Annotated in this window: 22 protein-coding genes; 13 read left to right on the plus strand and 9 right to left on the minus strand. The window is 57.1% G+C overall.

Annotation, left to right across the window (positions count from 1 at the left end):
* The 3 genes from AB9K35_RS20215 to AB9K35_RS20225 all read right to left on the minus strand — a co-directional run bounded on the left by AB9K35_RS20215 (position 1) and on the right by AB9K35_RS20225 (position 1,258).
* Complete coding sequence (locus tag AB9K35_RS20215; RefSeq protein ID WP_369928925.1) at positions 1-288, minus strand: TrbC/VirB2 family protein; 288 nt, start codon at positions 286-288, stop codon at positions 1-3.
* A gap of 12 nt (positions 289-300) precedes the next feature.
* Positions 301-873: a lytic transglycosylase domain-containing protein gene (locus tag AB9K35_RS20220; RefSeq protein WP_369928927.1), complete on the minus strand. Its 573-nt coding sequence runs from the start codon at positions 871-873 to the stop codon at positions 301-303.
* A gap of 115 nt (positions 874-988) precedes the next feature.
* Complete coding sequence (locus AB9K35_RS20225; protein WP_211785601.1) at positions 989-1,258, minus strand: hypothetical protein; 270 nt, start codon at positions 1,256-1,258, stop codon at positions 989-991.
* A 296-nt stretch (positions 1,259-1,554) separates the two neighbouring features.
* Here AB9K35_RS20225 and AB9K35_RS20230 point away from each other — a divergent pair, with 296 nt between their 5' ends.
* From AB9K35_RS20230 to AB9K35_RS20245, 4 genes are all read left to right on the plus strand, one after another.
* Positions 1,555-2,319: a hypothetical protein gene (locus tag AB9K35_RS20230; protein WP_369928929.1), complete on the plus strand. Its 765-nt coding sequence runs from the start codon at positions 1,555-1,557 to the stop codon at positions 2,317-2,319.
* A gap of 320 nt (positions 2,320-2,639) precedes the next feature.
* The gene (gene repC / locus AB9K35_RS20235; protein ID WP_369928931.1) at positions 2,640-3,869 is read left to right on the plus strand and encodes a replication initiation protein RepC; all 1,230 of its coding nucleotides are present in this window, start codon (positions 2,640-2,642) and stop codon (positions 3,867-3,869) included.
* Entirely contained in the window at positions 3,866-4,234 is a 369-nt protein-coding gene (locus tag AB9K35_RS20240) for a hypothetical protein (RefSeq protein WP_369928933.1), read from the plus strand. Before repC ends, AB9K35_RS20240 begins: the two co-directional genes overlap by 4 nt.
* A gap of 207 nt (positions 4,235-4,441) precedes the next feature.
* The gene (locus AB9K35_RS20245; RefSeq protein WP_369928935.1) at positions 4,442-5,041 is read left to right on the plus strand and encodes a recombinase family protein; all 600 of its coding nucleotides are present in this window, start codon (positions 4,442-4,444) and stop codon (positions 5,039-5,041) included.
* A 126-nt stretch (positions 5,042-5,167) separates the two neighbouring features.
* On the opposite strand, the gene AB9K35_RS20250 is transcribed toward AB9K35_RS20245, so the two are convergent.
* Entirely contained in the window at positions 5,168-5,839 is a 672-nt protein-coding gene (locus AB9K35_RS20250; protein WP_369928937.1) for a DUF2290 domain-containing protein, read from the minus strand.
* Positions 5,836-7,977, minus strand: coding sequence for a DEAD/DEAH box helicase (locus AB9K35_RS20255; protein WP_369928939.1), 2,142 nt, complete (start codon positions 7,975-7,977; stop codon positions 5,836-5,838). The genes AB9K35_RS20250 and AB9K35_RS20255 overlap by 4 nt, the downstream gene beginning before the upstream one ends.
* A 311-nt stretch (positions 7,978-8,288) precedes the next feature.
* Between AB9K35_RS20255 and AB9K35_RS20260 the strand changes: the two genes are divergently transcribed.
* Genes AB9K35_RS20260 through AB9K35_RS20280 form a run of 5 tightly spaced genes read left to right on the plus strand, consistent with a single transcriptional unit; the run spans position 8,289 to position 15,047 of the window.
* A complete protein-coding gene (locus tag AB9K35_RS20260) occupies positions 8,289-8,567 on the plus strand; it encodes a HigA family addiction module antitoxin (RefSeq protein WP_369928941.1) in 279 nt (92 codons plus the stop codon).
* Complete coding sequence (locus AB9K35_RS20265; protein ID WP_369928943.1) at positions 8,564-11,293, plus strand: class I SAM-dependent DNA methyltransferase; 2,730 nt, start codon at positions 8,564-8,566, stop codon at positions 11,291-11,293. The genes AB9K35_RS20260 and AB9K35_RS20265 overlap by 4 nt, the downstream gene beginning before the upstream one ends.
* A complete protein-coding gene (locus AB9K35_RS20270) occupies positions 11,290-11,817 on the plus strand; it encodes a HEPN domain-containing protein (protein ID WP_369928945.1) in 528 nt (175 codons plus the stop codon). Before AB9K35_RS20265 ends, AB9K35_RS20270 begins: the two co-directional genes overlap by 4 nt.
* A gap of 13 nt (positions 11,818-11,830) precedes the next feature.
* Positions 11,831-13,873: a DEAD/DEAH box helicase gene (locus AB9K35_RS20275; protein WP_369928947.1), complete on the plus strand. Its 2,043-nt coding sequence runs from the start codon at positions 11,831-11,833 to the stop codon at positions 13,871-13,873.
* A complete protein-coding gene (locus AB9K35_RS20280; RefSeq protein WP_369928949.1) occupies positions 13,866-15,047 on the plus strand; it encodes a GIY-YIG nuclease family protein in 1,182 nt (393 codons plus the stop codon). Before AB9K35_RS20275 ends, AB9K35_RS20280 begins: the two co-directional genes overlap by 8 nt.
* A gap of 73 nt (positions 15,048-15,120) precedes the next feature.
* On the opposite strand, the gene AB9K35_RS20285 is transcribed toward AB9K35_RS20280, so the two are convergent.
* The 4 genes from AB9K35_RS20285 to AB9K35_RS20300 form a co-directional block, all read right to left on the minus strand.
* Positions 15,121-16,056, minus strand: coding sequence for an Abi family protein (locus AB9K35_RS20285; RefSeq protein WP_369928951.1), 936 nt, complete (start codon positions 16,054-16,056; stop codon positions 15,121-15,123).
* A 1,329-nt stretch (positions 16,057-17,385) separates the two neighbouring features.
* Positions 17,386-17,814, minus strand: coding sequence for a YqaA family protein (locus tag AB9K35_RS20290; protein ID WP_039982078.1), 429 nt, complete (start codon positions 17,812-17,814; stop codon positions 17,386-17,388).
* Between the two features lies 1 nt (position 17,815).
* Positions 17,816-19,141, minus strand: coding sequence for an MFS transporter (locus tag AB9K35_RS20295; RefSeq protein WP_009175485.1), 1,326 nt, complete (start codon positions 19,139-19,141; stop codon positions 17,816-17,818).
* 7 nt (positions 19,142-19,148) lie between these two features.
* Positions 19,149-19,409, minus strand: coding sequence for a metal-sensing transcriptional repressor (locus tag AB9K35_RS20300; protein WP_009175446.1), 261 nt, complete (start codon positions 19,407-19,409; stop codon positions 19,149-19,151).
* 494 nt (positions 19,410-19,903) lie between these two features.
* Between AB9K35_RS20300 and AB9K35_RS20305 the strand changes: the two genes are divergently transcribed.
* The 4 genes from AB9K35_RS20305 to chrA all read left to right on the plus strand — a co-directional run bounded on the left by AB9K35_RS20305 (position 19,904) and on the right by chrA (position 24,052).
* The gene (locus AB9K35_RS20305) at positions 19,904-20,626 is read left to right on the plus strand and encodes a HupE/UreJ family protein (RefSeq protein ID WP_009175342.1); all 723 of its coding nucleotides are present in this window, start codon (positions 19,904-19,906) and stop codon (positions 20,624-20,626) included.
* Between the two features lie 19 nt (positions 20,627-20,645).
* Complete coding sequence (locus tag AB9K35_RS20310) at positions 20,646-21,284, plus strand: hypothetical protein (RefSeq protein WP_009175410.1); 639 nt, start codon at positions 20,646-20,648, stop codon at positions 21,282-21,284.
* A gap of 653 nt (positions 21,285-21,937) precedes the next feature.
* Entirely contained in the window at positions 21,938-22,756 is an 819-nt protein-coding gene (locus AB9K35_RS20315; protein ID WP_009175426.1) for a sulfurtransferase/chromate resistance protein, read from the plus strand.
* A gap of 3 nt (positions 22,757-22,759) precedes the next feature.
* Positions 22,760-24,052, plus strand: a complete 1,293-nt coding sequence (gene chrA / locus AB9K35_RS20320) for a chromate efflux transporter (RefSeq protein WP_009175531.1) — start codon at positions 22,760-22,762, stop codon at positions 24,050-24,052.
* Positions 24,053-24,454: the final 402 nt, after the last annotated feature.

A 24,454-nucleotide genomic window follows, 5' to 3' on the forward strand; every position in this document is an offset into this window, starting at 1 on the left:
TCAGCCGGTGATCATGCTCAGCACCTCGGAGGAGGCGTAGATCAGGACGACGCCGCCAACGGCCCAGGCGGCACGGCGCAGATCGACGAAGTTGAAAAGCCAGCCCGCGCCGATGAACATGAGGGCGATCAGGGCAATGGGCTGTTTGGCGCTTTCGAACTCGTCGAGGATGTTATTCAGGAAGTCGGTGAAGCCTGCGGCGGCGGCGGGCTGTGCCGCTGCGGTCAGGACCGCAGCCAGAAACAACGGGGCACCGATGCTCCGGTGGCGGGTCAGAAAGGTCTTCATGGTTGCGTCCTTCTATTGGAAAACCAAGGCGTTCGATCCGGTGGCCGCGCCGAACACGTCCCATCGTTTCGCGCTGTCCTTGTCGTCACTCAGGGAGGGCGACCGCTTTTCTATCGAGGGGGCGGTCACGGACCCCTCTCCCAGCACGCGGGCCACATAGCCGTTGTGGAAACCTCGCGTGAAAGAGCCGGTGTTGTAGGAAGAAAGCGCCTGATGCAGGGCCTGTGTCTGGTCCGCTCCGGCAGCGCGTGCCCGTTCATAGCCATCGCGCAGCACGGTTTCCGCCGCCGTCAGGTTGCGGCAGGCATCGAACACGGTGGCGGGCGTCAGCCCGAGCCAGGATAGGTTGGCGCTGTTGATCTGTCCGAGGCCCATGTCAATGGACTTGCCTTCTGCGATCAGGCGGGCAGCGATTTGCGTTGCCTCATTGGCGGAGCGCGGCGCATAGGACGCGCGATCCGGGCCGTTCACGCCGATGGCGAACGGGTTGAAGCCACTCTCGGCGGCGACGAGCTTTTCCATGATGGAGGGGGCGACACCGGGCGCGCAGTTTTCGGCGACGGCCCGGAACGCGGTGGCATTCATGGGCTCAGCCTGCGCGAGGCGCGGTGAGCCGACGGTGAATGCGGAAAGGATCGAGAGGGAGAGGAGAGGGCCGCAGAGCGGTCGGAGGATCAGCCAGCGCAGAGCGCCGAGGCGATCACTCGGTGTCTTCGTCTTGTCCAGATTTCGGGGCAGGCACCCAAACGCCTTCGGCGTCAGGGAAGATGCGCATGTGGAAGCTGACCAGCGCATCGGAAGACTTGAAGACGCGGGCTTCGCCAGTCTTCGAGGAAATGACCGGGCTGGCCGCGCCGTTCGACTGAACAGCCCAGAGCTCCCAGTTCCATCCTTTTGGGGTGTGAATCGGGCGGTAGTCGAGCTTGCCACCCTTCTCAAGGAAGTTTTGCACTGCATCAGTCGTAATCACGCGTGGGTTCCACATTGGCTGACACCTGTCGTTGGGAATTTCTGGACAGGTGCTGCGTATCCTTGAATCACGACTTTTTTCAACTTTAAAGCCTTTTTTTAAAAAAAGCGCCAAAGGACTAAAAATCGCCTATAGTTAAAAAAAAGCGCCAAACGTGCACTTAGCGGATTTGACAATAGGCGCTTGTTCTGGAAGTTTGGCGTCAAATTTGGTGCTTTGGCGCTATTCCTGACGTGCTCCGCTATAGGATGATCACCCCGCTGTGACCATCGCGCGAGCGGGACACCGGCGGGGACATGCCGATCGAAGATGCGAAGGAGGCAGAGGCCTTGATCCTGGATGGACATGCGATGCGGCGCGCCGCCGCGACTGCCTTGACCTGTGCGGGTTTCTCCTTGGCGGCTCCTCCGGCTGCACAAGCCTATCAGGTCGACTGTGCGATCCTGATCTGTCTGGCGGGAGGCTGGCCCGGCAGCACCGAATGCAACGAAGCGCGATCCGTCTTCATCAGCAGGATCACGCCTTGGCCGGTGGAGCCTCCCTTGCAGATCTGGAACTGTCCCTTGGGCGTGTCCTACCGCCCGCCTCAGGGCCAGAGCCCTCTGCCGCTTTTGCGTGAAGCTTCGAGCACGCCGGTGCCTTTGACTCCGCAACCATTCTCGGCCGTCTTGGAGGGGTTGCCTCTGCCGATGACCGAGAAGGATGAGATGCTGGCCCTGATCGCGGACTATGCCGACGACAACGGCGTGGCTGACATCGACATCAGCGGGTCAGAGTATGACTTCGTCCGCTCCATCCGCGTCTACAACGTCGAGTATGCCCGTCAGCGTGAAAGCGGTGGTGACAATGGTGACTGCCGCCGGAGCGAGAAGGTCCGCGTCGGCACCTATGGCGTGCAGGGAGACTTCCGCTGGTCCGGCAGTTCGGTCGCATCATTGCCGGATGCTTTCGAAGGTCTTGCCGGTTGGGGGGAGAGCTGCCCGAGCCTCTATCAGCGGTCCGTCTTCATCGACTGGACCGACTACCAAGGAAAATATGGCTATGAGCAGGTGGATTACTAATCGTAGTGGCGGCGCTGGCGGTGGACTACCAGAATTGCGGCCTCAAACGAAACCCTGTATGCCTAATGACACAATAATGCGACCGAGAGAGTCGTGACGAGGAAAGGAGCAGTAAGGAACCCCAAAAATTAAAGCCCCCGCGAAGGCGGCAACCTTCCACGGGGGGCTGTAGGACCTAGGGCCGGCAAGCCCGAAAACGTCTCTAGTCAAGATTGGTTCTACCAGCTTCCCCACATTGCAGGCAAGTCAAAAACGCATTTGTGCGACCAGTAGAAGTTTGCCTGCCGCCGCCTCGCTTCACACGAACGAGGATCGAACAGATGCATGTATCCCAGGCTTTGCCTGCCCGACGGTGTGAGGCCGTCAAACCAACGCTTCCACGCGGCATGGAGCGCGACGGCTTTGTCGCGCTTGTCGATGCGGTTGCTTCCAGCCTTGGCATTGGTGCTGCGGCGATGATGACCTTTCGGACCATGATCGCGTCGACCAGGCCGAGCGCGTTCAAGCGCGGCCCGGACGAACCGTGCTGCTATCTCAGCCAGAACGAGATTGCGCATAAGCGTGGTGTCACGGCTTGCCGCATCCGAGAGCATGAGGCGGCTCTTGTCCGCGCAGGGCTCATCGAAAAGCGGACGATGGCGAATGGTGCGCGGTCCGGATTTTCCGGTTGTGGCGTCTTCTTCGGCGTGGCGATCGCGCGCGTCGACGAGTTTTTGTCCCTGCGTGACGAGATCGAGGCAGATCGCAGGGCTCATGCCCGTCTGCGTGGGCAGCGCAGTTCGCACAAGCGACATCTGAAAGGCATCCTGTGCGAGCTGATCGAGCGCCAGGGCCTGACAGCAGAGGTCGAGCGCATCCATCAGATGTTTGCGGAGTGGCCGTCAGGCCAGGCGCTTCATCGGATGTCCCTCGAAGAGCTTCAGAGCCATGAGGCTGAAGCCGAAGCACTGACGATTTCGGCGTCTGCTTTGCTCTATCAAACGCATGATCGACCGCTCGAAAACGAGCGCTCTCATATACAAGATACAACTCAAGATTCTAACGAAGTAATCTGTAACGACCCTGTCGATATGCGGAGCGTGGGCAAGCCCACGCACTCGATTAACAAAAGGCCGCAGCCTGACGGCCGCGTCCATTGCTTAGAAAGCCAGAATGGGGCGGCCAGCGAGGCGCACAAGTCCAAATTCATTCAGAACCTAGGCAGTGATCGTCTATATGGCCTCTGTTCCGAAGAGATGAAGATGTGGCTCGACATCGAGCGCCAGAAGCGGGGCAGGCTGGATTTCCATTCCTTCGTGATCGCCGCGCAGAAACGTTTGCCTGAACTGGGCATCCACCCATCTGCTTGGGAGGAAGCCGTAGACCTTCTGGATGAGGATGCCGCGATGCTTTGCGTGCTGATCACCGATGCGAAAGTTGCCGATCCAGAGGTCACCATCCTTTCCGCGGGAGCCTATCTGCGCGGGATGGTGCGGGCGCAGCGGACTGGCTCTCTGAACATCATGGGAAGCCTGATCGGCCTGAACGAGCGGAGCAGGAGGCGCCAGTGAAGCCACTTATCTTAGCCGCTGCCATCGTGGGGGGCTTTGCCGTGCCTGCGGCCGCCCAAGAGCTTTGTATCGAGCCCATCAGGCCAGAGGCTGCTCACCTTCTCGATGCTGGATTTTCCGGAGGCGAGGTCCGGACGGAGTTTCGACGCTATTTCAACGAGGTCGAGGACTATCTGAATTGCCTGAACGAAACGTCAGGTCGGATCAGGGATGACGCGCGCGCCGCTGCCTATGACTACCAACATGTGTTGGAAACGACGGAACCTGGCCGGGCCGATCAGGAAGCTGATGGATTTTCGCCTCCAAGTGTCGAGATGAAAGACACTGGTGAGCTGTACTTGGATTACCGCCCGAGTACGCCGTGACGGCAGGCAAGGCGACACGTGGATTTGCCTGGCTGACTTGTCCGAAAGGGGATCGTTTAACGGACATTGCACAGCCTCCAAGTCACGCACTGTGTTAGAGGGTAAAAATTATTCTCATTTACCTGGTACGATGATATTATCATTGAACGGACCTTTTGCGTTACAAATTGGCGCGGCTCAAATCCTACTTCGCACGAAGGATGCACCATGTCTGATACCCGCATAGGCTATGCCCGGTGCTCGACCGACAAACAGGACCTCGCTGCACAGAAGGTCGCCCTTCTCAATCTCGGTGTGGTTGAGGATCGCATGTACACCGACCATGGCTTGACCGGGACAAACCGAGAGCGGCCAGGGCTAGCGCAGGCCTTGGCCGCCGTAAGAGCCGGCGACACACTGGTGGTGCCAAAACTCGACCGTCTGGCGAGATCGGTTCCGGACGCTCGTGCCATCGCTGACGAGCTGGCAAAGCGCGGGGTTAAGCTTGCCGTAGGGTCGTCGGTCTATGATCCAATCGATCCAATGGGAAAAATGTTCTTCAACATCCTCGCCACCTTCGCCGAGTTCGAGGCTGACCTGATACGCATGCGTACCAAAGAGGGCATGGCGGTTGCCCGCGCGAAAGGAAAACTGAAGGGAAAGAAGCCAAAGCTGTCGGATCGCCGTCAGACAGAGCTACGGCGCATGTATGACACCGGCGACTACTCAATCAGCGATTTGGCAGAACTGTTCGACGTTTCGCGGCCAACTGTCTATCGCGTCCTGCAACGGACGTCGAGCGTTGAGGTATCAGTAGGTAGACTATAGCTGAAACGGATCGACCCATAGCCCGATTGCGAGAGGTCTTGACGGAAGGGCGGAGAGCATGAACGGCAGCATTTCGCAAAACCGACTTCCCCAACGCATGCCGCGGTCAAGTGGATGCCTTCTGGGTCAAACGCAAGAACGGAGGTGTGGAAAGGACTGCTCGAAAGCAGTTATGCACTCTTCAAAATGGGGAGCTTTCGGCGTCAAGGTGGCGCAGTATGAATTGAATGCCGTATTGTAAAATGCTCGTAGAACAAGGTTCATGAATTGATAAGGAGTGAATGGAGCAGAGACTGGAATTCTGCAGTTCTTAAACTGCCCTATTGTTAGGTGAGTGCGTGGGTGATGGTATTCCCTAAAGTTTTGTGGATCAAAGTCGATGCGCAGCGGCGCTACGACTATGTTCCTCTCAATAACTTCAGAATACAAAACATCTTCCTGATAGACTTCGGCATTATTTTGAAAGTCTAATAAGTCAGGCGACGGCCAGAAACCCACAGTGTGAGAGATCAATGCATTTTTCTGGAAACGATACATGAGCTGCACGAGGCCGCCGTCGACCATTGAGAAGTTGTAGCATCGACGCCGCTTGAGTTCTTCGTAAGTCTCCTGATACTCGACATTCTTCAAAGCGAAAGAGAGGCTGTCGACTTCATCAATTCCGACAATAGAAATCTGACCGTCCTCGTGGTTCGCAGTACGCACGCTCGGCCAGTTCTGATCTGCGCAAAGTCCCACTTCTACAAGTTTAGACGTAATGTGTGAGATTTCGGCCTCCACAGCCTTCGCATAATTCATTGCGGGCCAAGAAGTTTCTTGAGCAGGTCGATATCTTCCTTCGAGAAGTCTTCCGGCTGCAGTCTACCCGCGGCCAGGTCGGCCGCCATATCAGACAAGGAGCTTTTACTCCTCCTGAGAGCACGTTGCTCATCTGCGCTGCGATCTCTATTTACAACCCGCAATTTTTTCCGAAGTGGAGCATCCGGATACTTGAATTTCAACTTAAAGTCGTTCGCCTCAATTTTTTCAATTTCTTCTGTAAGCTTAGCCATGTTTGGCCCATGTCCGAGTATCTTAACCCATGCCTTACTTCGCGTGATGGCCGTGAAAAGCTGGTTCCTCACGCGCCCCACACCGCTAAACGATTCAAAGCAATCTTGGGCGTTCACGATATAAACCATACCCGCCTCATTACCTTTAGCTCGAAAAATTCCAGTGAAGGCGACGGAACCCTCTTCTGGCTTGAAGAAAATATCTGAGTCCGTATCGACACCGGCAACGTGGCTTTGGATTCCTCTTTCAAAGAGAATTTTTCGGATCGGGCCGACTTGCTTGTTCGTAGTCAGTGGGTTCGGGTTGATTACAATGATGTCCTCTGGCCGAAGATCATCTTCACGCAGATTTTTTTCTATCTGGGATGCTACCCACTGAGCCTGATCAAGCTCAGATGGAAATTGTATTTTCTGCAATAGGGGTTCAACTTGACCTGGCGCCTCCAAGAATTCGGGACTGGAACGAGTGGGGCGAACGAGCGTCACTTGATTATTATCACGCAGTGCTCCTGCCTCGACCTCATACCCAACCTCCTCCCAAAGTTCAGGCCGATCAAACATTTGAACAAGGCCAGTTCCCAATTTCGGATCAACATCGCGGTAAATGCCAAACCCTAGCGCGTGGGCGGTGGTCAAAATGGGACGTGAGTTGCGGTAGCATTTTTCTAGAATAATATCATGGCTCGAGGAGCCATCTGCATTGAACGGCAATGCAACTTCAGCTGTTCCATCTTCCCGAAGGCCAAAGATTTCCTCTACAGGAGGAAGACTGCTCTCTGTAAGTGATTGAAGCTCATCGTAGGCAAAAACGAGACGTCGCTTTTCATCTAGAGAAGCGTAACACATTCTCAAAAAGGCGGGATCAAAGTCTTGCGCCTCATCGACCAATATCGCGTCAAAGAGCTTGCGCGGATGCGGGACTTCGTTGAGTGCGGCCTCCACCACACCTCGAAAAGCTCCATCGAAACCATACTTTGCCTTCGCACTCCTGAAGTCAAAATAGGTCGCACCATTTTCGGCGCAGAACTGATAATAGATACCAGTTCGTGTCGCACCACCGGGCGCACCCCATGCGTTTATGACCTGAAGGTTCTCGTTAGGCCTTGATCCGGTTTGGTCTCGGACAAACGTGTCAATGAGGTGGTTGAAGTGATTTTTGAGAGATCGTGTGTTGAAAGTAACAGCGATCTTCCAGTGAGGATTTTGAGCGTGGAGATATGCGGCCTTCAGTGCAAGGATAATAGTTTTTCCGGAACCTGCGAGCCCACGGATACGTTGCACTCCATCAACCGTTTCAATGACGGCTTGGCTCTGCCTAGAGTCTAGGTTTGCGATTGAATCTTCAAGAGCTTTAAGTGCGCTCCCATGTGATTGCTCCCTCGTAATCTTTCGTGGTGACAAAGTCTTTCGAATTGTCGAGATTGATTGAATTATAGAAAGACTTGGCTCGTAGAGTTCGGGTGTCGTCCACTCGATCCCCTTGATCGCCTTAATTATCGTTTCTTTGTTTGCCAGGATATAATTGTCATCCGAATAAAATTCAGTAGCGAGAGGTGCGAACGTAATTGTCTTGGGTGGAGACTTCAGATGGCGACCAGCCTTCAGGGCGCGATGAGGCAATAATTTTGCCTCAAGCAAACTGGCCAATTCATCTTGGCTTTCTTCAAAGTTTCCTACCTCACGACCTTCTACCATCTGAATTGCGATCAGGCCTCGATCCTTGGATATCCATAGCGCGTCGATCGTTTCCCGGCCATCCGCGGAGGATAAAATCGGATAGCCGATGTAAAGGACGCCGTCTTCGGAGCCGAAGGCATCGGTAGCAACTGCAGCGAGGAGCTCGGACGTTGCAGGCTTCTGTGTTGTGCCTCGGATGATTTCCATTGGGAGTCCTAGTGAGTTGGCCAGTATATATTTAGTAGCGTCTTATTTCATCAATTTGGCAGCCCGCCTAGAGACCTCTGCGCCTTGTGTCGCAGTTTCGGCACGGCGTGCGACCTACGTATCTTGATCGTCTTTGCGCTTTAGCGCAACAGATGCCCCGTCGCCATCAGCTAGCCTGATCATGATCCCCTGAACCGTTGCGGGCAGTGAATTGCGCAGACAGGCTGTTATCCAAGGTTCCCGGATGAATCCAAGTTGGATTGATAACTGTCAATTGTCACCCTACAGTCACGCCAACTGCAGGAGCTGAAGTGACCCATCCCGGAATCCTTGTTCGCCAAGAATGCCTTGATCCCAACGGCCTGTCCGTAACCGACGCCGCACAGGTGCTCGGATGCAACCGTCAGACCCTCAGCAACCTCCTGAACGGGCGATCTGGCATCTCGCCAGAGATGGCGCTGCGCCTTGAGAAGGCGTTCGGCACCTCCGCCCGCTCCTGGATGGAACGACAGATGAACCACGAGCTGGAGACCGTCATGGCGCGCGCCCATGAGATCGAAATCCAGCCATTTACGAGGCAGACCCCATGAACCCCGTTGAAATCGAGCAGGCCATTTCCGATCTCGCCGAGGCCCCCTTTGATGCGGCGGAATTTCCCTATGCTTTCCTTGAGGCCTTTGGGCGCAAGGCGACCGAGATCAAGAAGCTGCGCAAGGGCGACACCAACAAGTCGGACCTGGGCGGGGTTCTGCAACGCAACAACATCCACATGGCAACCTGCGCGCCTGGCGAAGTCTCCCAGACCCTCGCCGCGCTGAAGGACAGCCCCGCCACGACCAAACACAAGGCCAAGTTCATTCTCGCCACTGACGGCCAGACCTTCGAAGCCGAGGACCTGGTCGGCGGCGACACCGTGGCCTGTGCCTACAAGGACTTCCCCGACAGTTTTGGCGTCTTCCTTCCCCTCGCGGGCATCTCGACCGTCAAGCAGATCAAGGAAAGCGCTTTTGACATCAAGGCGACGGGCCGACTGAACCGCCTCTATGTCGAGCTGCTGAAGGACAACCCCGATTGGGGCAAGGCCGAACGTCGGCACGACATGAACCACTTCATGGCACGGCTGATCTTCTGCTTCTTCGCGGAAGACACCGACATTTTCACCACCGAAGACCTGTTCACCGGCACGATTGACCGTATGTCGAACCGCGACGGCACAAACACGCATGAGGTCATCAGCGAAATTTTCCGCGCGATGAACGTGTCGCTGCCGGACCGCGCCAGCGCCAACCTTCCTCGTTGGGCCGATGCCTTCCCCTATGTGAACGGCGGTCTGTTCTCCGGCTCGACCGAGGTGCCGCGCTTCTCCAAGATCGCGCAGCGCTACCTCAGCCATATCGGCGGGCTGGACTGGACCAAGATCAACCCCGACATCTTCGGCTCGATGATACAGGCTGTTGCGGACGATGAGGAGCGTTCAGACCTTGGAATGCACTACACCTCGGTGCCGAACATCCTGAAGGTGCTGAACCCGCTCTTCCTCGACGACTTGAATGCGGCGCTGGAGGAGGCAGGCGACAACGCCCGCAAGCTGCTGAACCTGCGGAACCGTATCGCCAAGATCCGGGTGTTTGATCCGGCTTGCGGGTCGGGCAACTTTCTTGTCATCGCCTACAAGCAGCTCCGCGCGATCGAGGCCGAGATCAACCGCCGCCGGGGTGAGGCCGATCGCAAGACGGACATCCCCCTGACCAACTTCCGCGGCATCGAAATCCGGGATTTCTCGGCCGAGATCGCCCGTCTGGCGCTGATCATCGCGGAATACCAGTGTGACGTAACCTATCGCGGCCAGAAGGAGGCACTGGCCGAGTTCCTGCCGCTGGATAGCCAGAACTGGATCACCTGCGGCAACGCGCTGCGGCTGGACTGGTTGTCGATCTGTCCGCCCACGGGGACGGGTGTGACGGTAAAGGCAGATGACCTTTTTCAGACGCCGCTTGATCAAGCCCAGATTGATTTTGAGAATGAGGGTGGTGAGACGTATATTTGTGGGAACCCCCCTTTCAAGGGGACGCGAAAGCAAAAGCCATATGAAAAGGAGGATTTGGAACGAGTTTTTGGCAGCGTCACCAGCAAATGGAAGAATGTTGACTATGTTGGCGCATGGTTGATGAAAGCGGCGTTATATAATGAGGCTAGCGCCGCACCTTTCGCATTCGTTTCCACTAATAGCATCTGCCAAGGTCAGCAGGTGCCGATCACTTGGGATATTTTGCAGAAGCGCGGCTTCAAGATTCGATTTGCGCACACTTCCTTTACTTGGTCTAACCTTGCCTCGAATAAGGCGGGCGTGACTGTTGTTGTGACGGGCGTTGACAATATTGTCGGCGGGGTTCGCACTATTACTACACAAGGAGTGACCAGGGAGGTAGCCAACATCAACCCTTACCTGACTGAACATCAAATATCGGTTGTGCCAGCATCGCGCCGTCCAAAATTCACCATAACTCCAATGGAGTACGGTGTGTATTACTCTAAGTCGGCCGGTCTCATCCTAGATCCTCAGGAGAAAGATGAGTTATTAAATGATGGTCTCAATGCAAAATTTGTTCGCCGGTTCTTGGGGTCGAGCGAGTTCATAAATGGCAAGGAGCGGTATTGTCTATGGATCGACGACGCAGAGCTACACGAAGCCTCACTCGTCGCTAGCGTTGCCAAGAGAATAGATGCGGTGCAAGCCGATAGGCTGGAGACCACGGATGCTGCGGTGAATAAGCTGGCGCAGAGACCGCATCAGTTTAGAGAGCGCAAAGGTGATGAATCTTTCAAGGTATTCATTCCTATTGTTTCATCGGAAAATCGCGAGTATTTCCCTGCAGGCGTCGCGGATGAAACAGTAATCCCCACCAATAAGGCATTTTATATGCCTGGCGCTCCCTTATGGGCTGTTTCCGTAATTTGCTCGAAGCTTCATCTGTCGTGGATTGATACAATTTGTGGGAGGCTGAGGACCGACTACTCGTATTCCAACACATTAGGTTGGAATACATTCCCGTTGCCAAAACTAACCGAGAAAAACCGCGAAGACCTGACCCGCTGCGCCGAAGACATCCTTCTGGCGCGCGAGGCGCATTTCCCGGCCACCATCGCAGACCTTTACGACCCCGAAAAGATGCCCGCCAACCTCCGCGCGGCCCATGACCGCAACGACGAGACCCTGGAACGCATCTACATCGGCCGCCGTTTCAAGAACGACACCGAACGCCTAGAAAAGCTCTTCGACATGTACACCAAGATGACGACGAAGGTGTCGGCATGAGCGAGGTCTTGTCTGGTCAGAAGCTGTTTGAAGAGATTGATGAGCGGTGGCAACGCGATGACGAATGGTCCTTCCCCAAGTCGGTTTCGATAGGTTGGCCTATGGATGGAACACCGAAGGCGGAAGACTTCAGACGTTTCAGCACCCAGTATTTTCAGGCATCTCGGGCGATCTGCGAGATGGTTTCGGGCAACAAGATCGAGGACTACGTTGCCAGCTATCCGATCATTTACCTGTTCCGGCATTCGGTCGAGCTGGCGCTGAAGGCGGCGGTTCTACATCAAACCGGCTCCTCCAAGAGCGGTCACGACCTATCCACGCTTGCAGGCAAGGTCCAAGGGTTGCCCGAGTGGGCGGCCAACTGGATTTCTGAACTGCATCGCCTGGACGAGAGATCGACCGGCTTGCGCTATCCGGACACCGAGGTCGCATTTTTCGAGGCGGGCTCCCTCCTTCCCGACTGGCTGGAGAATACCGAAAGCCTGCATTCCGCTTTGATGGCCCTGAGCCAGACCAGAATTTGAAGAAAGTGATCGTATGACCAAGTCCGTTCCTTCTGTTTCCGTTTCCTATCCGGCCAATGGCAGCTCCACCAAGTCCAACGAGCTTGGGATGCGCACCATGCAGGAGCGCGCCTATGAAAAGCGGGGCGAGCAATACCTGCTGATCAAGTCGCCACCCGCCTCGGGGAAAAGCCGGGCGCTGATGTTCATCGCGCTCGACAAGCTGCACAATCAGGGTCTGAAGCAGGCCATCATCGTGGTGCCGGAGAAGTCGATCGGATCGAGCTTTGCCGATGAGCCGCTGTCGAAGTTCGGCTTCTGGGCAGACTGGACCGTCGCGCCGCGCTGGAACCTCTGCAACTCTCCGGGTGGCGACAGCGGCAAGGTCGGCGCGGTCGGCAAGTTTCTGGAAGGCGAGGACCAGATCCTCGTCTGCACCCATGCCACCTTCCGCTTTGCCGTCGACAAGTTCGGGATCGAGGCATTCGATGACCGGCTGATCGCGGTGGACGAGTTCCACCATGTCTCGGCTAACCCCGACAACAAGCTGGGCGCGCATCTGGGCACCCTGATCGCGCGCGATAAGGCGCATGTGGTCGCCATGACCGGATCGTATTTCCGGGGGGACACCGAGGCCGTTCTGTCGCCCGAGGACGAGGCGCGGTTCGAAACCGTGACCTACACCTATTACGAACAGCTCAGTGGTTACACCTATCTGAAGACGCTCGACATCGGGTATTTCTTCTACAGCGGGTCCTATGCCGACGAGCTGCTGAAGGTGCTGGACCCGACCGAAAAGACCATCCTGCACATCCCGAACGTCAATTCGCGCGAAAGCACGAAGGACAAGCATCGGGAGGTCGAGCACATCATCGACGCCTTGGGAGATTGGCAGGGCACCGACCCGGCCACGGGCTTCCAGCTGGTGAAGTGCTCCGATGGCAAGGTGCTGCGGATCGCTGACCTGGTGGATGATGACCCGGCCAAGCGGGACAAGGTTTCCGCCTCGCTCAAGGACCCAAGCCAGAAGAACAACCGCGATCATGTGGACATCATCATCGCGCTCGGAATGGCGAAGGAAGGTTTCGACTGGATCTGGTGCGAGCACGCCCTAACCGTGGGCTATCGGTCGAGCCTGACGGAGATCGTGCAGATCATCGGACGGGCCACGCGGGATGCGAAGGGGAAGACTCACGCACGTTTCACCAACCTGATCGCGGAGCCGGATGCTTCGGAAGAAGCGGTGCGCGAAGCCGTCAACGACACGCTGAAGGCCATCGCGGCGAGCTTGCTGATGGAGCAGGTGCTGACGCCCAAGTTCGAGTTCAAACCGAAGACCCCGGCCAACACGGCGCAGGACGGCTTCGACTATGGCGAGAACGGTTATGACGACAGTAAGTGCAACGTGGGCTTCAACGAGCAGAAGGGCACGTTCCAGATCGAGATCAAGGGTCTGACTCAGCCCAAGAGCCCGGAAGCCAACCGTATCTGCGAGAACGATCTGAACGAGGTCATTACAGCCTTCGTCCAGGACAAGACCGCGATCGAGCGCGGGCTGTTCGATGAGGAAATGGTGCCGGAAGAGCTGACCCAGGTGAAAATGGGCAAGATCGTTCGCGACAAGTATCCCGAGCTGGACGAGGCCGATCAGGAAGCGGTGCGTCAACATGCCATTGCCGCGATGAATTTTACGCAGCAGGCCAAGAAGACGCTGTTGGGGGATGGCACCGAGGCGCCGTCCAACACCGCCTTTGTCGATGGCGTTCGCCAGTTCGCCATGAGCGTCAAGGAGCTGGACATCGACCTGATCGACCGGATCAACCCGTTCAGCGAGGCCTATGCGATCCTTGCCAAGACCATGAGCGAGGAAAGCCTGAAAGAGGTGGCCGCGGTGATCGAGGCCAAGAAGATCAAGCTGTCCCCGGAGGAAGCCCGAGACCTCGCCAAGCGTGCTGTTAAGTTCAAACAGGAGCGCGGGCGGCTGCCGTCATTGACCTCCACAGATGCCTGGGAGAAACGCATGGCCGAAGGCGTGGCCTTCCTCACGCGAATGAAGCAGGAGGCGATGAATGGTTAACATGTTCACCGATGATGACGATGCCCTGCTGTCCGAACTGGGGATTGAGGTCGAGAAGAAGAAGCAGGTCACGCGGACGCCCCGCGAGGAACGGATCATCGCGGGCTTCGAAGACATCCAGAAATTCGTCGCCGAGCATGGACGCCTGCCGCAGCATTCCGAGGACGGCGATATTTTCGAACGGCTTTATGCCGTGCGCCTTCAACGGCTGCGGGAGCTGCCGGAAGCCGCTGACCTTCTTGCCGATCTGGACGCGGATGGCCTTCTGTCCGGAGCCAAGGTGGTGCCCGTTGCCGACGATCTGGATGATGATGCGTTGCTTGCCGCGCTTGGCGTCGAGGTCGAAGCCTCCCCTATCACCGAGCTGAAGCATGTCCGTTCTAACGCCGAACGCAAGGAGGCGGAGGACATCGCAAACCGTCAGCGGTGTGAAGATTTCGAGACCTTCCAACCGCTGTTCGAGAAGGTGCAGCGTGAACTGGAGTCCGGGCAGCGTGAAACCCGCCCCTTTGAGTTGAAGGCTGAGATCCAAAGGGGCCGCTTCTTCATCGTTGAGGGGCAAAAGGCCTATGTCGCGGAGATGGGCGAGGAGACTCTTACCGATCAAGGTCGGACAGATGCCCGTCTGCGCGTGATTTTCGATAACGGCACGGAAAGCAGAATGCTGATGCGTTCGCTTCAGCGGGCTTTGAACAAGGATGAGTCCGGCCGAAGGATCACCGAGTCCGTCGCGGGGCCGCTGTTCGCGGACGCGCCTGAAGAGGGCGACAGCACCACTGGCACGATCTATGTCCTGCGCAGCAAGTCCGATCATCCAATGGTGTCTGAGAACCGGGACCTCGTGCACAAGATCGGCGTGACCACCTTGGGTGTCGAGAAGAGGATTGCCGGTGCGCATCTTCAACCGACCTTCCTGATGGCGCCGGTCGAGGTCGTGGCGACCTATGAGCTCTACAACATCAATCAGACCCGACTTGAAAACCTCATCCACCGGATTTTCGGGACCGCACAGCTCGACATCGAAATTCCGGATCGGTTTGGTCGTCCGATAACGCCCCGAGAGTGGTTCCTGGTACCGCTCTTCGTCATCGACGAGGCTGTTCAAAAGATCAAAGACGGGACGATTACCAAGTTTCGCTATGACCCGGAGAAGGCCAGCCTCGTCTCCAGCTGAAGAGTGGGTTGCTATAGCTCTGGAAGCGATTTGATGTTCGCCCCTTTGGGGCGAACATTTAGGAAGTGGCCGTTTATGGGTTCCAGACCGGTCGTGTCCGCCAGTCTGTGGGGAAACCCATTTTCGATCGGTCGGAATCAGATTGTGCTTCGACAAGATTCCGCAGCCGATCTCGCCAAGTGCTGTCCGTCGCTTGCTTGTCCATCATGTGAAGTAGAACGACCAATATGTTATACAGCCGATTGTCATTCTCTTCTTGCTGGCCTTCAGTCACCAGTACCAGGTCTTTTTTGAAGCGTTTGATCTTGGGTAGTCGTTTGACCGTCCGGCGGTTCCACAGCCGTCCGTGATGTGCGCAAATGTTTCTGGTCAGCGCCAAGACCTGTAGAGTTCCCTCCACGGTCTCTTTGGTCGGCAAGCCCAGATCACGTCCCACCTGCGACTTGATTGAATTGTCCTTCGTTGCCTGGAACCACTTCGAGAGTTCGCCAAGCGTCATCAATTCGGTTGCTGACCAAAGGGGTGGGGAATAAGGGTCCGTGTACTTGCCTTTGTGGTATAAAATGAAGGTTTCTTCGGATTTCTCCACGGCCCGAGCGAGACGGACGAGCTGTTCGGCATGGTTCAAAAAGCCAGAAAACAGGCGGTGATCCAGATGAGCATGGGCACCGTGGGCATGTGCCATATGGTAGGTCCAACGCGATCTTACATGTACTTCAACACGTTCGATTGCCTCCAGTACCAGAACGCGCAGCCTGCGGTCGAAGACATACAGATCGGTTACTGCACTGAGGGTTGCTCCGCTTTCGAAGACCTTGCTGCGCGCGTTTCCGTTTTCGGGAGGTTTTTCGAAGGGGAGCCAGTAGGCGCTCAGCCTATAGTATCCAACTGTCTCAAGCCACTGCTTTGCAGTGTCATGGTCGCCGACATCCATGCCACGCTGGATGAGGAGCTGTAGTTGTTGCTCGATGCTTGAAGGCGTCTTCGTGAACTTCAAAGTATTGAGCATACCCCTAAAATAAGTAACCCCCCGGTATTGAGCTCGGCCTCTCGACCGGTCGCCTGGGGGGTGTTGTTGAGGGAACTATATGTTCGGTTTGGGTGAATGTCAACGTATGTGCGCCCGAAGGGTATGTGCGAACGGTAGTGCAAGAAGGCCAAACTGCATGGTCCATCCTGACCGTTCGTGTCCGCGCGCCACTGCGCGGGGTCACGAACGGTCAGGACCGCGCTCTAGTCTCCGGCCGGCTGTACCGGCCTTCCACCCGAGCCTATCCCCCTGCCCCTCCTTTGCGCTTTCTCCCGCCCGGTCAGTCTCGTTCCGAGCCAGTCCGCGCGGGGCGCAATAGTCGGTTCAGCGGCCTAGTCTCGGCCCATTCGGGTGACGATCGCTTGCACGGGTAGTCCGGTTGTCCAGCCGCGTGCCGGAACGACCTCGGGAGTGCAGGTGCGGGGCCGAAGCAGGTCCGCGCGAGACCCCAAGTATTGAGCAAGGGCCTGTGGGCAACCGGATGGGAGGTTGAGTAGGGCTAGACCTTCCCACAAGTTGCCTCGCTATCCTTCGCTGTGTGATGGCGCGTCCAGCTCGTCGACATGCAAGGCCCGTCCCGTCCCCTGGGCCGGGATCGGGCTGGAAAGCTCTGGCCTTTGAGGATTGAGAGAGCCGCGCGGGGCGCGCGTCTCGCATGAGTTCAGGGGACATGCCGGGGGATCGACGGGCTACGCCCGCTCACCCCCAGTCTGACATGATCCTGTTTTTTGTCCGCCCAACAGACCTGCCCCGGAAAGTCAAAAGACAAGCGCCGCCTGCGGCGTCGTCTCCGCCGGGGGCCGTGTCCTCGCGCTACGCGCTGCGGGCCGCACCACCCCCCGGCTCCGATCCTTTGACTGTCCGTTGTGGAACGTCGAACACCTTTGACCCAATCAGCGGCCAAAACCTGAGGGAACAACTCGTCCGCGTCATGCAATTCTGACCCAGACGTCAAGCATTTCTGACCCAAAATCGACAGCGGCCATTCATGCCGATCGCGGCGAAAGCTGGCGAAGAGCCCACTTTACCAAATGCTGCGCTTCGCTCGAATAGAAGCGAAGCGCAGATAGCGACATTTGCAAAATCCGGGCCTGACCGGGAGCATGGGCGCGCGAACGGCCCTAAGCCGACCTTTCGTCCAACCAGCTATGCCGCGATGCCACCAGCCGGACTGGACATTGCGCCCCACTCAACCCTGGCTTGGAGCAAGTCGGGTATCCCGTGTCGCGCTTTTTTGACCGGGGTGATCTTGCTCGTCGTTGCAATCGTCCAGTTCACGCAAGCCGTCTGACTGCAAGTTGACCCGAGTCAGGCGGCAGCGGATGCAACGCCGGCAACAACAAGGTAGCGTCCGCCCTTTGCGATGGTCACGATAAGCACGAAGCGCCAAAGCGGTTCGCGCAGGAGACCTGCCGCCAGCGTCAGTGGATCTCCAATCACTGGCACCCAAGACCCGAGAAGACTCCAGCGCCCATATTTGCCGTACCAAGCCGCTGCCTGATCCAGTCGCGCACGAGATACCGGGAACCAGCTGCGATCCGAGAAATGCATTAGATACCGCCCGGCCGCCCAGTTGAGGATTGAACCCAGGACATTTCCTGATGTTGCAACCGCCAGGAGCAACCATACCGGGTGACTGCCGACAACCACTATCCCAGCGAGCACAGCCTCTGACTGTGCAGGCACGAGCGTTGCAGCCACCAAAGCCGCCGTAAACAGACCGGCGATGGACAGCATGTCAGGAGCGCATGGGCCAGCTGCGGTGCAGATCGTCGATGATGACCTCATGCTTGTGCCCGGTTACCCCGTGATCCCGCAGATGCGGGTGGTCAAGCGGCAGATCGTCGTGCGTGTGCTCGATTTCCCCAGTCGTTCCGCTAGCCCACAGCAGCAGACAGGCCATGATCCCAATTCCCGCCAGCGCGGCCAAGGTGACCAGCGCGGGGATGGCACCCAACTGTGTCATCAGCCAGCCGGACAGCGGATAGGTGACCAGCCAGCAGGCATGCGACAGCGCGAACTGTGCAGCAAACACTGCGGGCCTGTCCTCGGCATGCGCCGAACGCTTCAGCAACCGACCAGAGGGGGTCAGCACTGCGGAATAGCCGAAGCCCGCAATCAGCCAGGCGAGAAGCAGAGCTCCCCAGTGCAGATCCGAAGCGGCGATGCTTCCCGCGAGTCCAAGCAAGGAGAGGATCATGAGGCAGGCACCCGAGAGCATGACGGGGCGGTCGGGAAGCCGGTCCAGAAGCCTTGGCAGCAGCAGTGCCGCCGCCATGGAGCCTGTGCCGAATGCGAACATCGTCCAGGCCAGCGCGCTTTCCGGCAGGCCGAGCAGGCCGCGCACCAGAACGACCGAGTTGACCAGAACCATCGCCCCGACTGCCGAGACCGCAAGGTTGAGCGCAAGTAGGCCGCGCAATCGCGGGGTTGCCAGGTAAATGCGCATTCCACGCGTTGTGCGGTCATAAATTCCCCGCGGTTCCGCGGCCTGAGGGCTCGGCAGTATCACTGAAACCACTAAAAGCGCTGAAGCGGCAAAGCCCGCCACAGTTCCTAGGAAAAGCGTATTGTAGCTCATCATTGCAAGCAGTAGCGCCGCCAATGTCGGGCTGATGATGTTTTCCAGATCATAGGCCAGACGCGAGAGCGAAAGCGCACGGGTGTAGCGCGCCTCGTCGGGCAGCACATCGGGGATCGTAGCCTGGAAAGTGGGCGTGAAGGCCGCCGAGGCAGACTGTAGCAGGAAGATTAGCACGTAGACCTGCCAGACCTCGGTTACAAAGGGCAGCGCCAGCGCCACGGCAGCGCGCATCAGGTCCAGCGCAACAAGCAGCCGACGGCGGTTCACCCGGTCCGCAAAGGCACCTGCAACCGGGGCAATCCCCACATAGGCCACCATCTTGATGGTGAAGACCGTGCCCAGCACCATTGCTGCGCCGTCTCCTGCCAGATCGTAGGCCAACAACCCAAGCGCAACTGTCGCAAGGCCCGTTCCCAGCAATGCAACAACTTGGGCAAGGAAGAGGTGCCGGTAGGTGCGGTCAGACAGGATGTCCATCATGATTGCCTCAAAGGTAACGTGAGATGGCCTTGAGTTCGGCCCGGTCCGATTCGGAGTTTTCTCCGTCGAGGCAATGATCCATGTGGTCATGGATCAGCGCCTGTTTGGCGTTGCGGACGGCTTTTTCCACCGCCTGAAGCTGCTGCGCGATTTCGAGACAGGGGCGCCCGTGCTCGATCATGTCGATGACTGAGCGCAGATGCCCTTCGGCGCGTTTCAGCCGTGCGGAGAGCTTGGGGTGGCTTGCATGCCGGTGTGGTTCTATCATAAGAACGAGTTATCCCCCTAGGGAGGATAAAGCAAGATGGCGTTTAGCGAGCCACGAGCAGGGACATGGTGCAGGTAAGGATTGCCAAGAAATGGACGGGATTGATGCAGCGAGGCCTCGCCGCACTCCTCTGCCTGTGTCTTGTGTTCTGGTCATCCCAGCCGGTCACGTCCCACATCCCAGATGTCCTTGCCACTATTCAGGACCATGCGGAGATGGTCGAGTCTCATGGCCATAGCCATGGGTTCGAGGTAGATCTCGCCTGGGCGCTACACGGCCACAGCCATGATGTTGCCGATCATGACCACAGCCCGGCACTTCTATTGCGCGGCTCCTACGTCGCAACTTGGGACGTCCCCGAAGCGGCAGGCTTCTCAGCTCGGCATTTCTGGCGACCGGGTCTGGTGTATCGCCACGAAAGACCTCCGCGCGTGTGAACTGGTGCCGCCCGAAGCGGCCACCACGCAGAATTCACACTTTTTTCGGAGATCAACATGACCGCAGTCTTTCGGGACACGCGCCGCGCCGCATTGCGCAAGCCGGTGTTCCTGACAATTCTTATCCTGCTTGCACTCGGCGCAACGCAGGCCGCAGCCCACAACGTCACGGAGGGCGATGCCGGCTATATTCAGGAGATCTGGGGGGTCAACATCATCCCCTTCATGTATCTCGGTGCCAAACACATGGTGACCGGTTACGATCACATCCTGTTCCTGCTCGGCGTCGTCTTCTTCCTCTACAAGATGCGCGACGTCGGCATTTACGTCAGCCTCTTCGCCGTCGGACATTCGACCACGATGCTACTCGGCGTCTGGTTCGGCTGGGGCATCAACGCCTATATCATCGACGCCATCATCGGCATTTCGGTAGTATACAAGGCCCTGGACAACCTCGGTGCTTACCAGCGATGGTTCGGCTTCCAGCCTAATACCAAGCTGGCGACGCTGATCTTTGGCTTCTTCCACGGCACAGGCTTGGCCACCAAGATTCTCGACTACGACATCGCCTCAGACGGACTGCTGGCCAACTTGCTGGCCTTCAACGTCGGGGTAGAACTAGGCCAGCTCATGGCCTTGGCCGTGATCCTTATCGTTATGGGGTTTTGGCGCCGCTCTCCGCGTTTTTTCGCGCAAGCCTACACCGCCAACGTCATCATGATGACACTTGGCTTCATTCTCACGGGCTACCAGCTCACCGGCCTCTTCGTGGCCGCCTGAACCGACAGGAGATTTCCCTATGTTCAACGCAGAAAAACCGAGTCTCGATCAACTCCCCAGTTCGAAACAGCTTATTCGCTCTACGGTGATCGCCGGTGTTTCGGCGGTGGCGATCCTCGTTACCGTGGTGCTACCCGCCGAATACAACATCGACCCGACCGGCATAGGCCGTGCCATCGGTCTCAAGGAAATGGGTGAGATTAAGACCCAGCTCGCAGACGAGGCAGAGGCTGACCGGCTGATGGAGCAGGCCGCCGAAGAACAGTCGAGCTTGTTGAACGACGTGCTTGGCCTTTTTGTCGGAGCCGCTTATGCGCAGGACGCCACTTCCGTAACCGCCGAAACATGGCGTGACGAGACCACCTTCACGCTTGCTCCGGGTGATTCCGCTGAGTGGAAACTGGTAATGGAGAAGGGCCAGACTGCACAATACCGAATGGTCGTCGAGGGCGGTAAGGTCAATTTCGACCTGCACGGCCATGGCGGCGGCAAATCAGTCACCTATGAAAAGGGGCGCGGCTCTACCGGCGCGGAGGGTGAAATAGTCGCCGAATTCAACGGTGAACACGGCTGGTTCTGGCGCAACCGCGACAGCTCGGACGTTACAGTGACAGTCCAAGTCCGCGGCGAATACGCCGAGTTCAAAGACGCAAGCTGACATCGAAACTGCCGTTCGTAGGCCGCGCGGCGAACGGCAGCGCTCCGCCCGGGCAGTGGGCAAGGCCATCTTTTGCAAGTGCAGTATGAATGTCGCGTGTGTGCTGGCTGCGGCCATCGATGCCAGCACCAGAAAGGGCGGTTCAGTCCCAAACTAGTGAACTCTGTTTTCAAAATGGAATGACCGCAATACGGAGGCGGGGCTGATGGCCCCGCCGCTGTAGAAAGTCAGGCATTTCCACACTAGATGCCAAGCATTTCTGACCCAAAATCGACAGCGGCCATTCAAGCGGACCTCGGCGGATGCTGGCGAAGAGCCGATTGTGTTGAAAAAGTCCTTGAAGCTCTCAGCGCTCTCCGAAATGCAGAACAATGTTCTCAATGCACGTGCCGGGCGCCGTATTTTTGGCTACTTTGAAGCGCCTTCAGAACATTATCCTACAATGATTGCCTGTCAGGTGCCATGACAGAGTGTTTTCAACACAATCAGCCCATACTTCAAAATTTCTGCGACGCAGCCAATGGCTGTTCCTGTGTTTGACAGTAGAGGCATTTCAATTTAGTTCTGTAGCTCAGGGGTGCGCAAGAACCTCGTGAGGCGCCAGCCCAATCTTGCATCCTTCCAATTCCCTTACTTTCCGAGGAGGATGCTTCATGGCGTCGTACAATGAAATTTCGGTATCTGCTCTAGCTCGCCTGGTCGGGACCCCCGACTGTCCAGTGCTTCTTGATGTGCGCATTGATGAAGACTTTGACGATGATCCAAGGTTTATTCCTGGCGCATTTCGCTATCCGTTCAAAGATGTTCCCGATTTAGCGAATGAGCTTCAGGGCCGCTCGGTCGTTGTTTATTGTCAGAAGGGGCTCAAGATCAGCCAGGGCGCGGCGGCACTTCTTCGTGCATCCAGAGTGCAAGCAGAAGTTCTCGAAGGCGGGCAATTCGCATGGAGAGATGCGAAGCTCCCAATGGTCACGACAACCAAACTGCCGCCGTTGGACTCGTCTGGCCGCACCGTGTGGGTCACGCGCCATCGCCCGAAAATCGACCGAATTGCTTGTCCGTGGCTCATTCGTCGTTTTATCGACCCGAAGGCCCAAATTCTGTTCGTTTCAGCCTCTCAAGTGAGTAATGTGGCAGAGCGCTTCAACGCGACGCCCTTCGATATCGAAGACGTCTTCTGGAGCCATCGGGCCGAAATCTGCACCTTCGACACAATGATCGAAGAGTTTGGCGTTGGACATGACGCACTGACAAGACTAGCCATGATTGTGCGGGGGGCCGACACCAACAAACATGATCTCGCCCCGGAGGCCGCTGGCCTTCTGGCAGCATCCTTGGGTCTGTCGCGCATGTTTCGCGATGATCTGCAACAGCTCGACGCCGGCATGTTGCTTTACGATGCATTCTATAGATGGGCACGTGACGCGACGAACGAAGGGCATGATTGGCCAGCAGCTTCGACAAAGGCATAAATCATGAGCAGTACGAGTAATATCCAGACGGATATGGTTCCGTCTATCGCCGACGCGACGCGCGTGTGGTGGAAAATCGGAATTCTGTCTTTCGGCGGTCCAGCTGCCCAGATCGCACTCATGCATAAGGAGGTGGTTGACGACCGTAAGTGGTTGTCTGAACAACAGTTCCTGAATGCATTGAGTTTTTGCATGTTGCTTCCGGGGCCGGAAGCCATGCAGCTTGCAACATATGCCGGTTGGCGGCTTCACGGAACAATTGGCGGTCTGATTGCCGGATTGCTCTTTGTTATCCCAGGAGTCGCCGTCATCATGGCATTGGCGGCAATCTACAGTATTTTCGGGAATGTCCCGCTCGTTGAAGCGCTGTTTTATGGGATCAAGGCCGCTGTTCTAGTGATCGTTGTTGAAGCGCTTTTGCGCGTCTCGAAGAAGGCGCTTAGACAAAGGCAGCATTGGGTCATCGCGGGTGCCGCTTTTGTCGGAATATTCTTCCTGACCATCCCCTATCCGTTGATCGTCCTGATGGCAGGTCTGTATGGTTTGATCACGGCACCCGCGCGCGTGTCGCAAGATACGGTCGATATGACCCATGTGTCGGCCCGGAAAACGGTCGGTACGATCATCCTTTGGCTTGCGATCTGGTTACTTCCGCTGCTGGCGCTTACCTGGTTGGGCGCGCCTGACCTCCTTATCCAAGTCGGAAGGTTCTTCAGCACTCTTGCCATCGTGACCTTTGGTGGTGCCTACGCAGTCCTTGCCTATATGGCGCAGGATGTCGTGGTGCAATTCGGCTGGCTGAGCGCAGGCGAGATGATCGACGCCTTGGGTCTGGCAGAGACCACGCCCGGCCCGCTGATCCTCGTGACACAGTTCGTGGGCTTCCTTGCTGGTTTCAAGGACGGGGGGCTCGGTCTCGGAGTGATCGCTGCAATCGTCGCACTTTGGGTGACGTTCGCGCCATGTTTTCTGTGGATATTCGCCGGTGCCCCTTACATCGAGTGGATATCGAACCAGCCCAAATTGCAGGGTGCCCTCAAGGCGATCACCGCGGCGGTCGTTGGCGTCATCCTGAACCTTTCGGTCTGGTTTGCACTTCATGTGCTGTTTACCACCGTAACCCGCGAACAGAGGGGGCCATTCACCCTGTGGATGCCGGAGCTTGCCACCATCGAATGGCTCGCCTTATTACTATTTGGCCTGAGCTGCCTACTGGCTTTTCGACTGCACTGGGGCATCATCCGAATTCTGCTTGTCGCCTCGGTTATGGGCGCAGCGCTTAGGCTACTGCTCTGATGCGCCAACCCAAATCCGGACTTTGGTGTGGGCGCGGCGTAAGTTAACTATGTCCCAAACCTGTGAACTCAGTTTTCAATATTGAATGATCGCAACACGGAGGCGGGGCTGATGGCCCCGCCGCTTCTGTTTTGTGGGCCAGCGGGATTTGGACAAGCCAAACGCCCCTGGCCGTCAGGGAGAGGGCGCTGCCCTCCCCCTCGGGCAATCCGATTAGACCGGGCCGTGTCCTCGGCTACGCCTGCGGGCCGCACCTACCCGGTCGAATAGCATTGCCTCGCCCCCTCCCGCGTTCGCCACGTGGCAGATCAGCAGGAACAGGCGGCTTCGCCGACTGAACCTGCAAATCAGCCCTGATTTTCCGAATGGAATGTCAGATCAACGCAACAAGCCACACGGCAA

This window comes from Leisingera sp. XS_AS12, assembly GCF_041224635.1.
Lineage (GTDB): Bacteria > Pseudomonadota > Alphaproteobacteria > Rhodobacterales > Rhodobacteraceae > Leisingera.

What these genes read in the sequence shown, in the direction of transcription:
- AB9K35_RS20230 (WP_369928929.1), top strand. Translation starts at nt 1,555, where the DNA reads ATGCCGATCGAAGATGCGAAGGAGGCAGAGGCCTTGATCCTGGATGGA.
- AB9K35_RS20285 (WP_369928951.1), bottom strand. Translation starts at nt 16,056, where the DNA reads ATGCTCAATACTTTGAAGTTCACGAAGACGCCTTCAAGCATCGAGCAA.
- AB9K35_RS20245 (WP_369928935.1), top strand. Translation starts at nt 4,442, where the DNA reads ATGTCTGATACCCGCATAGGCTATGCCCGGTGCTCGACCGACAAACAG.
- AB9K35_RS20310 (WP_009175410.1), top strand. Translation starts at nt 20,646, where the DNA reads ATGTTCAACGCAGAAAAACCGAGTCTCGATCAACTCCCCAGTTCGAAA.
- AB9K35_RS20215 (WP_369928925.1), bottom strand. Translation starts at nt 288, where the DNA reads ATGAAGACCTTTCTGACCCGCCACCGGAGCATCGGTGCCCCGTTGTTT.
- AB9K35_RS20280 (WP_369928949.1), top strand. Translation starts at nt 13,866, where the DNA reads ATGGTTAACATGTTCACCGATGATGACGATGCCCTGCTGTCCGAACTG.
- AB9K35_RS20275 (WP_369928947.1), top strand. Translation starts at nt 11,831, where the DNA reads ATGACCAAGTCCGTTCCTTCTGTTTCCGTTTCCTATCCGGCCAATGGC.
- AB9K35_RS20220 (WP_369928927.1), bottom strand. Translation starts at nt 873, where the DNA reads ATGAATGCCACCGCGTTCCGGGCCGTCGCCGAAAACTGCGCGCCCGGT.
- repC (WP_369928931.1), top strand. Translation starts at nt 2,640, where the DNA reads ATGCATGTATCCCAGGCTTTGCCTGCCCGACGGTGTGAGGCCGTCAAA.
- AB9K35_RS20315 (WP_009175426.1), top strand. Translation starts at nt 21,938, where the DNA reads ATGGCGTCGTACAATGAAATTTCGGTATCTGCTCTAGCTCGCCTGGTC.
- AB9K35_RS20305 (WP_009175342.1), top strand. Translation starts at nt 19,904, where the DNA reads ATGACCGCAGTCTTTCGGGACACGCGCCGCGCCGCATTGCGCAAGCCG.
- AB9K35_RS20250 (WP_369928937.1), bottom strand. Translation starts at nt 5,839, where the DNA reads ATGAATTATGCGAAGGCTGTGGAGGCCGAAATCTCACACATTACGTCT.
- AB9K35_RS20300 (WP_009175446.1), bottom strand. Translation starts at nt 19,409, where the DNA reads ATGATAGAACCACACCGGCATGCAAGCCACCCCAAGCTCTCCGCACGG.
- AB9K35_RS20265 (WP_369928943.1), top strand. Translation starts at nt 8,564, where the DNA reads ATGAACCCCGTTGAAATCGAGCAGGCCATTTCCGATCTCGCCGAGGCC.
- AB9K35_RS20255 (WP_369928939.1), bottom strand. Translation starts at nt 7,977, where the DNA reads ATGGAAATCATCCGAGGCACAACACAGAAGCCTGCAACGTCCGAGCTC.
- AB9K35_RS20270 (WP_369928945.1), top strand. Translation starts at nt 11,290, where the DNA reads ATGAGCGAGGTCTTGTCTGGTCAGAAGCTGTTTGAAGAGATTGATGAG.
- chrA (WP_009175531.1), top strand. Translation starts at nt 22,760, where the DNA reads ATGAGCAGTACGAGTAATATCCAGACGGATATGGTTCCGTCTATCGCC.
- AB9K35_RS20290 (WP_039982078.1), bottom strand. Translation starts at nt 17,814, where the DNA reads ATGCTGTCCATCGCCGGTCTGTTTACGGCGGCTTTGGTGGCTGCAACG.
- AB9K35_RS20295 (WP_009175485.1), bottom strand. Translation starts at nt 19,141, where the DNA reads ATGATGGACATCCTGTCTGACCGCACCTACCGGCACCTCTTCCTTGCC.